Genomic DNA, 14,440 nt, shown 5'->3' with positions numbered 1-14,440 from the left:
CATGTTCGCACACCGTGCCCGCGCCCTTGCGCTCACCGCCGCCGCCGCGGTTGCAGCGCTCAGCCTCTCAGCCTGCGGCGCCTCGTCCACTGGCTCGACCACCTCGGCCGTGATCCCCGAGCTTTCGGCCGACCAGAAGGTCGACATCACTTTCGAGAGCTACAACCTCGCCCAGGCCGGCGTCTGGTCCGACACCATCAACGGCCTCGTGGCCGACTTCGAGAAGGCCCATCCCAACATCACCGTCCACGCCCAGCCCCCGCAGGGCGGCGGCGCCGTGGGTGCCAACACGATCAGCAGCGTCCAGACGCAGCTCCTCGCCGGCCACGCTCCCGACGTCGCCCAGCTGACCTTCGACGGCTTCGACTTCGCGGCGACGCAGCTCGGCGCGCAGCCGATCAGCGACCTCGTGGGCCAGAAGGCCATCGACGACGCGCTCGGCGGCGCCCACCCGTTCAACCCGAACGCGAAGCACCTCGCCGACTGGAACGGCAAGACTTACGGCATCCCCTACGTCTTCTCGACCCCGGTCCTCTTCTACAACGCGACGGCCCTCCAGAAGGCCGGCCTTCCGGCAGACGTTGACCTCTCGACGTGGGACAAGGTCGAGGCCGCGGCGAAGGCCGTCTCGGCGAAGACCGGCAAGCCGTCCGTCGACGTCGCGTGCACGAGCATCGGCGGCAACTGGTGCATGCAGGGCATCTTCAAGTCGAACGGCGCGTCGGTGCTCTCCGCCGACCGCAAGACGATCCAGTTCGGCTCCGACGCCGCGATCGACACGGTCACGAAGATGGCCCAGCTCACGAAAGACGGCGTGCTCCGCAACGCCGACTCGAACTCGCAGCTCGAGGGCCTCGCGAAGGGCGACACCGCGTTCCTCCTGCAGTCCTCTGCGGTGCAGGGCATGCTCATGCAGGCCGCCGCGAAGGGCGGCTGGCAGCTCAAGGCGTCCGGCATGCCGGGCTTCGGCTCCAAGCCCGCGGTCCCGACGAACTCGGGGTCGGCCCTCTTCATCCTCTCCAACGATCCCGCCAAGCAGCGCGCCGGCTGGGAGTTCATCAAGTTCATGACGAGCGACCACGCGTATGAGCAGATCTCGACCAAGATCGGCTACCTCCCGCTGCGGACCAGCCTGACCCAGCCCGGCGGCTCGCTCTACGACTGGGCACAGAAGAACCCGCTCATCGCGCCGAACCTCGCCCAGCTCGACCGCCTGCAGCCGTGGGTCTCCTACCCGGGCAACAGCTACGTCCAGGTCGACGACATCCTCGGCAAGGCCATCGAGGGCGTCGTGTACTACGGCAAGGACCCCAAGAGCACGATGCAGGACGCGCAGCAGCGCGCCCAGGACCTCATCAAGTAAGGCAAGGAAGACACCCATGGCCACCGCGCCCACTACTGCAGCACCCACTACTGCGCCCACTACTGTCCCCACCACCGAGACGCCAGCCCCGGCTGCGAACCCCGCGCTCCCGGTGGACGGCACGTACAACTTCCGCACCACGGGCGGATACGCCGCCGAGGGCGGCCGCACGGTCCGGGACGGCAAGCTGTTCCGCTCGGACGCCCTCCACCGGCTCACGGACGCCGGCCGCACGAGCATGGCTGAGCTCGGCATCGCGACGGTCATCGACCTCCGCGACGAGACCGAGCTCGCCACCTCCCCGAGCGCCGTCGACGGGCTCGCCCTCAAGGTCGCGCACTACCCGATCTTCCCCGCGCGTCGGGTCCCGACATCCGAGGCCCTCGTGAGCCTCGCGGCCGTGTACCGGCTCATCGTGCAGGAGCACGCGGACCGGATCGCCGGAGCCGTGCGCCTCATCGCTGCCTCGGGAGAGGGTCCCGTCCTGGTCCACTGCACGGCCGGGAAGGACCGCACGGGTCTTGTCATCGCGACGGCGCTCCTGGCCGTCGGCGTGGACCGCGAGCAGGTCCTCGCGGACTACGCCACGAGCGGCAAGAACCTCAGCGGACCGTGGACGGACGCCATGCTGGCCGCCGTCGCGCAACACGTCCAGGGCCCGATGACGGACGAGACGCGCGACCTCATCGTCGCGAGCCCCGCCCCCGTGCTCGCCGAGGCCCTGGACCTCATCGACGCGACCTACGGAAACGCCGCCGGCCTCCTCAAGGCCCACGGCTTCGGCGACGAGGAACTCGCGCGGCTCCGCGACGTCCTCACCGTCCCGGCCTCCCCCGCATCGCAGAACTGACTTCTCGAAGGAGAACATCCATGAGCACGCATCAGTACCCGGCCCCCGAGCACTTCATCCTCCACATCAGCGACACCCACTTCGTGGCCGACAACGAGCTCCTCCACGGCAAGGTGGACAGCGATGAGAACCTCCGCCAGCTGTTCAAGGACTTCGCGAAGGCCAAGGCCCGCCCCGAGGCGATCGTCTTCACGGGCGACCTCGCCGACACGGGCCGCGAGGACGCGTACACCCGCCTGAAGAACCTCGTCGAGCCGGCCGCCGCCGAGATCGGCGCGAAGGTCATCTGGGTCATGGGCAACCACGACACGCGCACCCCGTTCCGCCGCATCCTCCTCGACTCCGAGGCGGGCGAGGAGTCGGTGGACATGGTCCACGACGTCAACGGCCTCCGCATCATCGCGCTCGACTCGACGGTCCCCGGCCACCACTACGGCGAGATCAGCGACGAGCAGCTCGCGTGGCTCAAGGACGTCCTCGCGACGCCGGCCCCGCACGGCTCGCTCATCGCCCTCCACCACCCGCCCGTGCCCTCGACGCACAGCATGATCGAGATGTTCGAGCTGCGCGACCAGGCCCGCTTCGAGGAGGCCATCCGCGGCACGGACGTGCGGGGGATTCTCGGCGGCCACTTCCACTTCTCGACGTTCAGCACGTTCGCCGGCGTCCCGGTCTCGGTGGCCTCCGCCACGTGCTACACGCAGGACGTCAACGTCGAGCCGGGCGCGATGCGGGGCCAGAACGGCGCCCAGGCGTTCAACCTCGTGCACGTCTTCAACGACCGAGTGCTCAACACGGTCGTGCCGATCGGCGAGTTCGCGACCGTCTACGAGGTCACGGCCGAGCAGATGCGGGCGTTCCAGCAGATGAGCCTCGAAGAGGCCACCGCTGAGATGACGGCCTCGCACTAGTCAAGTGCCAACTGGGAAAGACCCGCACCGACAGGAATCGAATCATGTTCACTGAAGTCTCCGGGCCGGCGGCGGCACTCCAGGCGAGCCCCGCCGTCGTCGGTCCGGCCGGAGGGCGCCCCGCCCGCACTGCCGCCCTTCGCCGTCGTCGGCCGAGCGGCACCTGGGTGCCCTATCTCTACGTCCTTCCGGCCGTGATCCTCCTGCTCCTGTGGACGTACTGGCCGCTCGTTCAGACGGCCGGGCTCTCGTTCCAGGACTGGAACCTCATCCCGACCCGGCCCAAGGTCTTCGTCGGGGTGCAGAAGTACCAGAAGGTCCTGAGCCTGCCCGAGCTCCACCAGGCGCTCACGAACACGGTGGCGTACATCCTCGCGTTCCTCGGCATCTCCGTGGCGCTCCCGGTCCTGTTCGCCCTGCTCTCCCGCAAGGTCAAGGGCAAGGCCCGCACGTTCTACCAGGCGCTCATCTTCGTCCCGTTCCTCGTCACGCCGGTCGCGACGAGCGCGGTCTGGCGCTGGCTGTTCGCCCCCGACGGCGGCACGATCCCCGCGATCGCCGCGACCCTCGGCGTGCCCATGGACAACGTCTTCCGCGACCCCAACGCCGCGATGACGTCCGTGATCGTCATCGTGGGCTGGCAGATGCTCGGCTTCGGCGTCCTGGTCGTCTCGGCGGGCCTCGCGGGCATCAGCCCGGACTATGCGGCGGCGGCGTCGATCGATGGCGCGAACCAGCGCCAGATCACGTGGCGGATCATCCTCCCGCTGCTCTCGCCGTCGCTCGTCTTCCTCGCGCTCATGACCATCCTGCTCTCGGCGCAGTGGACGTACCCGATCATCGACCTCGTGACCGGCGGCGGTCCGGGCAACTCGTCCACGAACATCTACTACCTGCTCTACCAGTTCGGCTTCCGCAACTTCGACGCAGGCCTCTCCTCGGCCGCGGGCATGCTCTTCTTCGTGGGCTTCGGCATCGTGGCACTCGTGTTCGTGGAACTGTCCGAGAAGCTCAGCTTCCACGACAACTAGGTCAGAAGGAACATCATGGCTTTTGTCCTCGCCACCTCGCCCGCCCAGGCCTTCCCGCCCGCCGCACCGACGACGGACGACGGCGCCGCCTCCGCCCAGCGCGGGCTCGCCTCCCGCGCGCGCAGCAAGGCCATCGCGAGCCTGCCTGCCCACGCGCTGCTGGCTGTCCTCGCGCTCGTGTCGATCTACCCGGTCTACTGGATGTTCGTCACGGCGTTCCGCCCCAACAGCGACGCGCTCTCCACGAACCCGCTTCCGGGCCCCGTGAGCCTCGAGAACTTCGTGACGGTGTGGCAGCAGATCCCGATCGGGAGCATGCTCGCGAGCACGTTCGGCATGGCCCTCGCCCTCGCGGCGGCGCAGCTTCTGGTCGCGATCCTCGCCTCCTACGGATTCGCGCGGTGGAGCTTCCGCGGCAAGAAGGTCCTGTACCTGCTGTTCGTGGGCTCGTGGCTCGTGCCGTTCCAGGTCACGATGATCCCGAACTACCTGCTCGTCTCCCAGATGGGCCTGCTCAACACGGTGGCCGGCGTGGTCCTGCCGCAGCTGTGCTCGGCGTTCGCGGTCATGATGCTGCGCCAGCACCTCGAGTCGTTCCCCAAGGAGCTCCTCGATGCGGCGCAGATGGACGGCCGCTCGTCGTGGCAGGCGCTGTGGCAGGTCGTCGTGCCGAACCTCCGCCCGGCCCTCGCGGCGCTCGCGATCATGCTCTTCATCAGCGCGTGGAACGAATACCTGTGGCCCTCGCTCATCATGCAGAAGTCCACGGCGCTCATCCAGGTGGGCATCCGGGCCTTCCTCGGGGCCGAAGGCAACAACTGGGGCGCGATCATGGCGGCCAGCACGATCGCGTGCCTCCCGATCTTCCTCATCTACATCTTCCTGCAGCGCTACGTCGTGGACGCGTTCGTGCGCTCAGGGCTCAAGTAGCTGCAGCCCATCCCCCAACCCGTCCAGCCCATTCCCCAACCCGACCCGCCCGTCCCCCAACCCCAACCCGCCCCGCCCATCCCCCAGCGAAAGCGAGAACCGGCATGAAGATCGTCCAGATTTCCGACACCCACCTCGGCGCATCCGTCGAGTCCACGTCTGAGGCCGCGCGGAAGGTCATCGACTACATCGACAACGTGCTGCGCCCCGACTTTGTGGTGCACACGGGCGACGTCGTGGTGATCGATCCCGACAACGCCGAGGACCGCGAGCACGCCCACGGCCTGCTCTCGGAGCTCCGCACGCCGTACCGCGTGCTCCCCGGGAACCACGACATCGGCGAGCCCGCGGAGCACGCGTGGCAGGGCCAGGTCGTCACGTCCGAGCGTGTCGGCGCGTTCACGGAGGTCTTCGGCCCGGCTCAGTGGCGAGTGGACCTCGGCGACGTCACGCTCCTGGGCCTCAACAGCGAGGTCTTCGGTTCGGGCATCGACGACGAGGCGCGGCAGTGGGAGTGGATCGAGGAGACCGTAAGCGGCATCGGCTCTGAGCGCCCGGTCCTGCTCTTCCAGCACAAGCCGCTCTGGACCGTCGTGGAGAACAGCGACCACAACCTCGACATCCGCGAGTCCGGCGCGCTCCTCCTGGAGCACCTCGAGCGCGTGAACCTCAAGTCCGTGGGCACCGGCCACCTCCACTGCTTCCGGACGAAGCAGCGCGGCGGCGCGCTCGAGGTCTGGGCCCCGAGCACGGCGTTCATGGCCGGCGCAGGCGATCTTGGCCTCGGCGACCCGGTCACGCAGCAGCTCGGCATCGTCGAGTACACGATCGACGGCGGCAACGTCACCGTCGAGCTCCTCCGGGTCCCCGGCGTCCACGACGCGCTCATGACCGAGCTCGACGACGTGAAGGCGTCGGTCGACACGGTTCTGGCGAAGGCCTGACCTCGGCGACTGCCTAGGCCCGAACCCCGCGCAGATTCCGACCGGGACTGAGACAGCTTCGGCGGCGTGTCTTCGCGACGCGCCGCCGAATCCGCCTCCTCACGGCTCGATCGTGGTCGGAATCCCGAGGCCGGATGAACCGCCTCACGGCTCGATCGTGGTCGGAATCCACCGACCGGGTGAACCGCCCCCGGGCTCAGCCGGCCCGCCGCACCTCGGCGAGCTTCCGCTCGAGAACCTGGGCGACGCCGTCGTCCTCGATCCCCGGAGCGTGGAGCGTCGTCGCGGCCAAGGCGCGCGGATGGCCCGACTGCATCGCGTAGCCCTCGCCCGCCCAGGTCAGCATCTCGACGTCGTTCGGCATGTCCCCGAAGGCGACGACGTCCTCCGGGGGAACGCCGAGCGCGTGCGCGTACTCGGCCAGCGTGACCGCCTTGTTGACGCCGAGCGGCGCGATCTCGAGCATCGTGACGTCCAGCGCCGAGTGGGTCACCGACACGAGGTGCGCGATGTGCGGCGCGACCGCGCGGAAGTAGTCCTCAGCCGAAAGGCCCTCGATCTTCGCCATGAACTTGACCACGTCGTCGCCCGCGACGAGGTCCTCGATCTCCCCCTGGCGGACGTGCTCGAGCTGATGCTCGCGCCGGGCCTCCACGAAGCCGGGTTCCATGAAGAACTCCGCGGGGGTCTCGGCCGCGAAGACCGACTCCGGGAACAGGCCCCGCACGATGTCGCGCACCTCGAGCACCGTTGAGCGCGAGATCGCGCGGGACGAGACCACCGACATCGTCGCGAGGTCGAACACGAGCGCGCCGTTCGAGCAGATGACCGTCCCCGTGTGCTCAAGCTGCTCGCTCAGCGGGGTGAGCCACCGCGCCGGGCGGCCCGTGACGAACACGACCGCGACGCCGGCCGCCTCGCACGCCTCGAACGCCCGGACCGTCCGCTGGGAGATGAGGCCCTCGCGGCTCAGGATCGTGCCGTCGATGTCGCTGGCGACGAGCCTCACGGGATCTCGAAGTAGCCGGTGAGCTGCGCCCGGCCGAGGGTGTGGAAGAAGAGGTTGAAGCCGAGGAGCGCGGGCGAGGCATCCGGGCCGACGTCGAGCCGCTCGACGTCGACCGCGTGCACCGTCACGATGTAGCGGTGCGGGCCGTGGCCCTGCGGCGGTGCGGCGCCCACGAAGCCCGCGTACCCGGCGTCGTTCCTGAGCTCGAACGCGCCCTCGGGGAGGCTCGCGTCCGAGTCTGCGGGTCCCATCCCGTCGGGGCTGCCGCCCGCGCCCTCGGGCAGCTCGTCCACGGTCGCGGGCAGGTTCGCGACGGCCCAGTGCCAGAAGCCGCTTCCGGTCGGCGCATCCGGATCGAGAACGGTGACGCAGTAGCTCTTGGTGCCTTCGGGGGCGCCGGACCACGCAAGCTGCGGCGAGAGGTCCTTTCCGCCGGGGACCTGGAAGAAGCCGCTCACCTGGTTCGCGCTGAGCGTCCCGCCGTCGCTGATGTCCGCCGACGTCACCGCGAACGGCTCGACCTCGGGAAGGTCGCTGTACGGGTTGTGCTTGGCCATGAGTGCTCCTCCTGGGGTGTGTGCGCGGTCAGTGCGGGAAGGGGCGGCTGCGTGCGCCCGGCTTGCTACGGAGCGAGGGCTTCCCTCAGTTCGGCCCGAGTGGGCGGATTGGCCCCCGGGCGGGAGACGGTCACGGCGGCCGCGCGGGCCGCGAAGTCGAGGATTCGCCGCAGCTCGTCGGCGTCAACGCGCCGCAGCTCGTCGCGGCGCTGGGCGCCGTCGAGCTCGCGGTCCACGACGCCGCTCAGGAGCGCGGACATGAAGGAGTCTCCGGCCCCGACGGTGTCCGCGACGTGGACCTTCGCGGCGGGCACGTGCGCCTCGCCGTCCGCGCAGATGCCCCACGGGCCGTCCGCGCCGCGCGTCACGACGACGATCGCGGGTCCCTCCGGTGCGCCGAGCGCCTTCCAGCGGCGCGCCGATTCGAGCGGGTCGACGGCGGGATACAGCCACGCGAGGTCCTCGTCCGAGGCCTTGACCACGTCCGCGAGCGCCACGAAGCGCTCGACGAGCCCACGGACGGCCTCGCGGTCGGTCGTGATGGTGGGGCGGCAGTTGGGATCGAAGCCGATGGTCGCGCGCGGGCGGGCGCGTTCGACGGCGGAGAGCACCTGGGCGGCGCCCGGCTCGAGGACGGTCGCGATCGAGCCGGTGTGGAGCAGCGTGGTGGCGCCGAGGAGGGTCGAGAACCGCTCGCGGAGGTCGGGGAGGTGCCAGTCGAGGTCGAACGTATAGGTCGCCGCGCCCCTGTGGTCGAGCTCGGCGATCGCGACGGACGTGGGCGAACCGTCCGGCGGGAGCGGAACCACCACCCCGGAGGCCTTGAGGTGCTCGGTCAGGAGGCGCCCGTTGGCGTCGTCTCCGTAGCGGCCCACGAACTGGACCGGGTGGTCGAGGCGCGCGAGGCCGATCGCGACGTTGAGGGGGCTGCCTCCCGGATGCGATTCCGTGCCGTTCGGCTTGTGGACAACGTCAATGAGGCCCTCGCCGATGACAGTCAGCATGGGCCCTACGGTAGCAGTCTGGCGACAAGGGCGCGGCAGGTTTCGTAGGCCTCCTCGCCGGGCGTAATGAGCGCGAAGTGATCGCCCGCGGTCTCGTGCAATTCCGCGGGATCACCGGCCTCGCGGGCGGCCTCGACGTAGCGCCGCGAGAGCTCGAACGGGGCGTCCTCGTCGGCGCGCGAGTGCACGGCGTGGACCGGGACGCCGATCGGCAGGCGGCGCATCGGGTCCGCGAGCGCGTACTCGGCGGGGCGCTCGGACTCGGGGCCGCCCATGAGGTTTGCGACCGCGTCGTTGCTGAGCCGCAGGCGGTGGGCCGCGGCGAGGTCCAGGATCCCGGCCTGACTGACGACGCCGGCCAGCGGCACCGCGGGCGCCTCGCCTCCCGTGCGGGCTGCGTAGGCGGCCCGGCCGGCGGCCCAGACGGCAAGGTGGCCGCCCGCCGAGTGGCCGAGCGCGACGACGCGGGCGGGATCCAGGCCGACGCCCGTGTGGTCTGCGACGTGCGCGAGGTGATCGATGCCCATGGCGACGTCGCGGAACGTGGCGGGCCACCCGCCGTCGTCCGTGGGGGCCGCCCTCCCACCAGGACCCCCCGTACCGGCGCCTGCACCGGCCCGGCGGTACTCGAGGTTCCACGCCGCGAAGCCATGCTCGGCGAGGTCAAGTGCTTCGGGGACGCCCAGCTCAGCGGTGTACGCCTTGCGCCAGTAGCCGCCGTGGATCACCACGACCGTGCCTCGGAGCGGCATGCCCGCCCCGGCACCGTCTGGGAGGAACAGCTCGCCCCACTGGTCGGGATGCGGTCCGTAGGGGATGCGTTCGCGGTTCACAGAGGCATGGTTCACAGCGGCATGGTTCACAGGGGCATTCTGCCGGTACCGCCGCCGTGGGCGTCGTCAGGTTGGGGCGTGGTCATCGGCCCGTTCTCCCCGGTCACCGTCGCACCGGCCGCCCGACACCGTCGCCCTGGCCGCCATCGCACCGGCCAGCGCCAGCTTCTCCCGGTCGGACGAGCGGGCCCCGTGGTAGAGGACCAGGACCAGGCCGTCAGTTGCCGTCACCATGAGCTTCTCCCGGTGCACCATGAGCTCGCCAAGCTGGGGATGCTCGAAGGTCAGCGTGGCACCTTGGCGTTCGCGGACGTCGTGACGCGCCCACAGCCGGCTGAACGTGGGGCTCGCGACCGAAAGCTCGCCCACGAGTTCCACGACGCGCGCGTCGTGGACGCTGGCCCCGACGGATCGGCGGAAGCCCGCGATGAGGGCTGCGGCCGCTGCCTCCCAGTCGGGGAAGAGCGCCTGTTCCGCGGGATCGAGGAACACGTCCCGCAGGCGGTTGCGGCCGGCCACGAGCCGGGGCGAGAGGGCCTGCGCAAGGCCGTTGGCTGCCAGCACGTCGAGATAGCGACCCTCGACAAAGGCCGGGAAGGGAAGCTGCGGAACGAGCGCTTCGAGGCTCGCGGGCAGCGTTTCGGGGCGGGATCGGCGCGGCCTGCGCCGCGTCTGGTCGGCAGAGGCGAGCCCCATGAGGTGGGCGGTGGCTTCCTCGTCGAGCTGCAGCACCCGCGCAATCGATGCGAGCACCTGCGCCGAAGGGTTGCGGTCGCGGCCCTGCTCCAGCCTGAGGTAGTACTCCGCGCTCACCCCCGCCAGCATGGCGACCTCTTCTCGTCGCAGTCCCGCGACGCGGCGGTTGCGCTGGATCGGGATGCCGACAGTGCCCGGCGAGACAAGCTCGCGGCGGGCGCGCAGGAACTCGCCCAGGAGATTGCCTTCATCGCTCACTCCCCCACGGTACCCACACCGCAGGGGGCCGCTGCAGGGGCGTGGGTGACCCTGCCACTACCAGTACCGGCAGAGGGCTGGCTGGCACCCGGACGGCCCGAAAGAATCGGAGGGTCCAACGAGCTCGAAGGAAGAACATGACCACCCAGAACGTCCTCGTGACCGGCGGCTCCGGCTTCATTGCGGGCCACATCATCCTCCAACTCCTCGACCAGGGCCATCGCGTGCGCACCACGGTCAGGTCCCTCGACCGAGAGGCCTCCACGCGTGCCGCGCTCGCGGCCGCAGGCCTCGCCGGCGACGACCGGCTCGAATTCGTCGAGGCCGATCTCCTCTCGGATGCCGGGTGGCCCGAGGCCGTCGCGGGCATCGATGCCCTCCTGCACGTGGCATCCCCCGTTCACCTCGGACCGGTCTCCGACGAGAACGAAGTGATCGAACCCGCGCGCGAGGGCACGCTCCGCGCCCTGCGCGCTGCCCGCGACGCCGGCGTCCCGCGCGTCGTCCTCACCTCAGCGTTCCACGCGGTCGGCTTCGGCCACCCGCCGCTGGCCCGCCCGTTCACCGAAGACGACTGGTCCGTCCTCGACGGGCCGGGGATGGACGCCTATGGACGCAGCAAGGTGCTCGCCGAACGGGCCGCGTGGGACTTCATTGCTGCGGAGGGCGGCACCACGAGCCTCACGGCGATGCTCCCGGTCGCGGTCGTCGGCCCCCCGCTCGGCTCCTGGCTCTCCGGCGCGAACCACTTGGTGCACCGCATCCTCGACGGCCAGATGCCCGGCTACCCCGACTTCGCCGTGCCGTTCGTCGATGTCCGCGACGTCGCCGCCGCCCATGTCGCGGCGATTGGCGCCGAGGGGGCCACCGGTGAGCGGTTCATCCTCGCGGCGCAGGAGGACGCCGTCCCGCTCGCCGAGGTCGGCGCGGCGCTTCGGAATGGGCTCGGCGACGACGCCGCAAAGGTTCCGTCCGCCGTTCTCCCCGACGACGCCGTCCGGGCCGCCGCAGCGTCGAACCCGGCCATGCGTCCCATGGCCGCCGAACTCGGCTACCGCAAGAAGGTCTCCTCCGAGAAGGCCCGGCGCCTCCTCGGCTTCGCGCCGCGGCCGTGGCAGGAGGCGGTTGTCGGAGCCGGCAGGAGCATGGTGGCGAAGGGCCTCGTCGCGTCCTCCTGAGTCTGGGCTTGGCCTGGGCCTGCACCCCAGTGTCGGCACCCATTGCTACCGTGATTCCATGGCCAGCAACTACGACCGGCTGGATGCCGGGCAGCGCGCCCTCGTCGACGCGTCCGTCGAGACGTACGCCCGCGTGCGGCCCGCCCTCAAGGGCGTCACGAATGACGTCCTGTCCACGCTTCGGCGGATCTTCAACGAGAGCGCCGAGGTGGACCCGCTTTTCATCACGGGCCGCACCAAGACGGTCGAATCGTTCCGCGAGAAGATCTCGCGCCTCGATCCTCCCGCCGAACCCGGCGAGTCCCCCGCGCTCAAGTTCCCGGACCCGTTCCGCACGCTCAACGACATGGTGGGACTGCGCGTCATCACGAAGCTCCCCGGGGACAACGGCGTTGTCGCGAATCTCATCAAGCGCCAGCGCGACACCTTCGACTGCCGTGGCGACCGCGAGAAGGCCATCGGCTCGATCGAGTCGGGGACGTACGGCTATTCAAGCCGCCACCTTATCCTGCGCACGCTGCAGAACGACGCCGTCAAGGAATACCAGGCGGTCTTCAACCCCGAGCTTCCCGCGAATGGCAGCTACTTCTTCGAGTGCCAGATCCGCACGATCTTCGCCCACGCGTGGAGCGAGATCGAGCACGACATCCGTTTCAAGAGCCAGGACCCGCGCGCGTGGAGCCCCCAGTTCGACCGCCAGTTCACGGCCACCGCCGCCATGCTCGAGGTCGTGGAGAAGGAGTTCGCCGAGCTCCACGAGCGCTACGAGAAGGTCCGCAGCTTCTGGGACGAGTCCGGCGAGGGCGCACAGCCGCTCAACCCGGACCGGATCCGGGACGTCTGGCAGACGCTGCTCCCCCACGTTGACCGCAAGATCGACGACGACTGGGGCTGGGCGGCCGAACTCGTCGCCGCCCACGGGCTCACCGAGACGTGGCAGCTCGTCGAGCTGCTCGACGCCGAGCGGATCACCGAGGTGCGCAAGGCGCTCGACCACCGGTACTCCCCCGGCCCCGACCGGCTCCTCGACGACCTCCTGCTCTGGCGCTTCGGCCGCGACCACATCGAACTCACCGCAGAACCGGCCGACGCCGCCCCCCATCCGCGGCGCGACAGCCTCCAGCGGCGGCTCAAGCAGATCGAGCGCTTCCGGCTCGCCTGAGCGCAGGGCGACCCGCGCCGTCGTCCGCTGTTCGGACCGATTCGCAGCCCCTTGTTGCCTGATGCAACCATGAGCGCGTGAATCCCGCCCAGACCTCCGAATCCATCCAGACGGCCGCGCCCGCCGCGGCAGATCGCGACGCGCGCATCGCGGTCACGGTGTTCCCGATCCTCGTGATCATCGCGGGGCTGGTCGGCTTCCTCGTCCCGGACGCGATCAAGCCGGCCGCGCCGTGGGTCCCGTATCTGCTGGGCGTCATCATGTTCTGCATGGGCCTCACGCTCACGCCGCTGGACTTCTCGTCGGTCGTGCGGCGCCCCTGGGCCGTGGCGCTCGGCCTGCTGGCGCACTACGTCATCATGCCGGCCGCGGGATGGGCGATCGCGATGGCGCTTCACCTCCCGCCCGAGCTCGCGGTGGGCGTGATCCTCGTGGGCTGCGCGCCCTCGGGCACGGCCTCGAACGTCATGGCGTACCTCGCGAAGGGCGACGTCGCCCTCTCGGTCGCGGTGGCCACGGTCTCGACGCTCGTCGCGCCGCTCGTGACCCCCGCGCTGACGCTCCTGCTTGCGGGCTCGTTCCTCAACGTCGACGCGGGCGGCATGGTCCTCGACATCGTCAAGACCGTCCTCATCCCCGTAGTCCTGGGCCTCGCCGTGCGGCTGTTCCTCAAGAAGGCCGTCGCGGCGGTGCTGCCGGCGCTGCCGTGGATCTCGGCCGTGGTCATCGCGGCCATCGTCGCGATCGTCGTCGCGGGCTCGGCCACGAAGCTCGCCGCCGCGGGAGGCATTGTGTTCCTCGCCGTCGTCCTCCACAACGGCTTCGGGCTCGGGCTCGGCTACCTCGCAGGGAAGCTCGGCCGCCTGGACCACAAGGCGCGCCGCGCGCTCGCGTTCGAGGTCGGGATGCAGAACTCGGGCCTCGCCGCGACGCTCGCCGCCGCGCACTTCAGCCCGCTCGCCGCGCTGCCGTCCGCCGCGTTCTCCGTGTGGCACAACGTCTCCGGCGCGATCGTGGCCGCGTGGCTCGCTCGGCGGCCGGTGCGAGCCGAGGCTGGCGCCGGCGAAGGGTGAGTCCGCTGACGGACCGCTCGCGGCGGGCTGAGCCCTGACCGACCGGCGATTCTCCTGGGCCCGGTGGGCCGGCGGCGCCTTCCCCCAGCGCTGTTTATGTGCTGGGCTGGTCGGGTAGGCACACACCACCAGCCGAGCGAAAGGGGACCGAAGTCATGAAGGCTTCCGACGAACTTGCCCACGGACTCCAGGCCATCCTCGTGGATCTCATCGAGCTTTCCCTGGAGGGCAAGCAGGCCCACTGGAACATCGTGGGGCCGAACTTCCGCGACCTGCACCTGCAGCTCGACGAGATCGTGGCCGCGGCCCGCCTCCACGCCGACGAGGTCGCAGAGCGGCTTCGCGCCCTGCACGCCGTGCCGGACGGGCGCACGTCGACCATCGCGAAGACGACCGCCCTTACGGAGCCCGCCGAGGGCCTCATCACGACGACGGACGCCGTCGACGCGGTGGTCACCGCCCTCGACACGACGTGCACGACCGTGCGCGGCGTGTACGCGGCGGTCGAGAAGGATGATGCCGCCACGACGGACATCCTCAACCAGATCCTCCTCCAGCTCGAGAAGCTCTCATGGATGGTCTCGGCCGAGAAGGCCAAGACCACGACCCCCTGAGCCGCTCGCTCCCGCGGGAAGCGACTC

At 70.2% G+C, this 14,440-nt stretch carries 15 protein-coding genes; 10 read left to right on the top strand and 5 right to left on the bottom strand.

Annotated features, from left to right (window positions below; translation table 11 throughout):
• Position 1: 1 nt before the first annotated feature.
• From E6A26_RS13600 to E6A26_RS13575, 6 genes are all read left to right on the top strand, one after another.
• A complete protein-coding gene (locus E6A26_RS13600) occupies positions 2 to 1,363 on the top strand; it encodes an ABC transporter substrate-binding protein (protein WP_136611742.1) in 1,362 nt (453 codons plus the stop codon).
• Positions 1,364 to 1,379: 16 nt separating this feature from the next.
• Positions 1,380 to 2,213, top strand: a complete 834-nt coding sequence (locus tag E6A26_RS13595; protein ID WP_136611741.1) for a tyrosine-protein phosphatase — start codon at positions 1,380 to 1,382, stop codon at positions 2,211 to 2,213.
• 20 nt (positions 2,214 to 2,233) lie between these two features.
• A complete protein-coding gene (locus tag E6A26_RS13590) occupies positions 2,234 to 3,124 on the top strand; it encodes a phosphodiesterase (RefSeq protein WP_136611740.1) in 891 nt (296 codons plus the stop codon).
• Positions 3,125 to 3,168: 44 nt separating this feature from the next.
• Positions 3,169 to 4,155: a carbohydrate ABC transporter permease gene (locus E6A26_RS13585; protein WP_136611739.1), complete on the top strand. Its 987-nt coding sequence runs from the start codon at positions 3,169 to 3,171 to the stop codon at positions 4,153 to 4,155.
• Between the two features lie 15 nt (positions 4,156 to 4,170).
• A complete protein-coding gene (locus E6A26_RS13580; protein ID WP_136611738.1) occupies positions 4,171 to 5,085 on the top strand; it encodes a carbohydrate ABC transporter permease in 915 nt (304 codons plus the stop codon).
• A gap of 104 nt (positions 5,086 to 5,189) precedes the next feature.
• The gene (locus tag E6A26_RS13575; protein WP_136611737.1) at positions 5,190 to 6,029 is read left to right on the top strand and encodes a metallophosphoesterase family protein; all 840 of its coding nucleotides are present in this window, start codon (positions 5,190 to 5,192) and stop codon (positions 6,027 to 6,029) included.
• Positions 6,030 to 6,225: 196 nt separating this feature from the next.
• Here the strand turns inward: E6A26_RS13575 and E6A26_RS13570 are convergent, their stop codons facing one another.
• The 5 genes from E6A26_RS13570 to E6A26_RS13550 form a co-directional block, all read right to left on the bottom strand.
• Positions 6,226 to 7,038 (bottom strand): HAD family hydrolase, encoded by an 813-nt coding sequence (locus E6A26_RS13570; protein WP_136611736.1) that lies wholly within the window; start codon positions 7,036 to 7,038, stop codon positions 6,226 to 6,228.
• A complete protein-coding gene (locus E6A26_RS13565; RefSeq protein ID WP_136611735.1) occupies positions 7,035 to 7,595 on the bottom strand; it encodes a YbhB/YbcL family Raf kinase inhibitor-like protein in 561 nt (186 codons plus the stop codon). Before E6A26_RS13565 ends, E6A26_RS13570 begins: the two co-directional genes overlap by 4 nt.
• 65 nt (positions 7,596 to 7,660) lie before the next feature.
• Positions 7,661 to 8,599, bottom strand: coding sequence for a carbohydrate kinase family protein (locus tag E6A26_RS13560; protein ID WP_136611734.1), 939 nt, complete (start codon positions 8,597 to 8,599; stop codon positions 7,661 to 7,663).
• A gap of 5 nt (positions 8,600 to 8,604) precedes the next feature.
• The gene (locus E6A26_RS13555; RefSeq protein WP_407695387.1) at positions 8,605 to 9,462 is read right to left on the bottom strand and encodes an alpha/beta hydrolase; all 858 of its coding nucleotides are present in this window, start codon (positions 9,460 to 9,462) and stop codon (positions 8,605 to 8,607) included.
• A gap of 36 nt (positions 9,463 to 9,498) precedes the next feature.
• Positions 9,499 to 10,386, bottom strand: coding sequence for a helix-turn-helix domain-containing protein (locus E6A26_RS13550; RefSeq protein ID WP_136611733.1), 888 nt, complete (start codon positions 10,384 to 10,386; stop codon positions 9,499 to 9,501).
• Positions 10,387 to 10,523: 137 nt separating this feature from the next.
• On the opposite strand from E6A26_RS13550, the gene E6A26_RS13545 reads away from it, so the two are divergent.
• From E6A26_RS13545 to E6A26_RS13530, 4 genes are all read left to right on the top strand, one after another.
• The gene (locus tag E6A26_RS13545) at positions 10,524 to 11,564 is read left to right on the top strand and encodes an NAD-dependent epimerase/dehydratase family protein (protein ID WP_136611732.1); all 1,041 of its coding nucleotides are present in this window, start codon (positions 10,524 to 10,526) and stop codon (positions 11,562 to 11,564) included.
• Between the two features lie 58 nt (positions 11,565 to 11,622).
• Positions 11,623 to 12,726: a GTP pyrophosphokinase gene (locus E6A26_RS13540; protein WP_136611731.1), complete on the top strand. Its 1,104-nt coding sequence runs from the start codon at positions 11,623 to 11,625 to the stop codon at positions 12,724 to 12,726.
• A gap of 77 nt (positions 12,727 to 12,803) precedes the next feature.
• A complete protein-coding gene (locus E6A26_RS13535) occupies positions 12,804 to 13,799 on the top strand; it encodes a bile acid:sodium symporter family protein (RefSeq protein WP_136611730.1) in 996 nt (331 codons plus the stop codon).
• A 155-nt stretch (positions 13,800 to 13,954) separates the two neighbouring features.
• Positions 13,955 to 14,413 (top strand): Dps family protein, encoded by a 459-nt coding sequence (locus tag E6A26_RS13530; RefSeq protein ID WP_136611729.1) that lies wholly within the window; start codon positions 13,955 to 13,957, stop codon positions 14,411 to 14,413.
• Positions 14,414 to 14,440 lie beyond the last annotated feature (27 nt).

Source organism: Sinomonas albida (assembly GCF_004919045.1).
Classification (GTDB): Bacteria; Actinomycetota; Actinomycetes; order Actinomycetales; family Micrococcaceae; genus Sinomonas; species Sinomonas albida.
The sequence above is the reverse complement of the archived record's forward strand: the minus strand, read 5'-3'. Positions and strand labels throughout refer to the sequence as shown.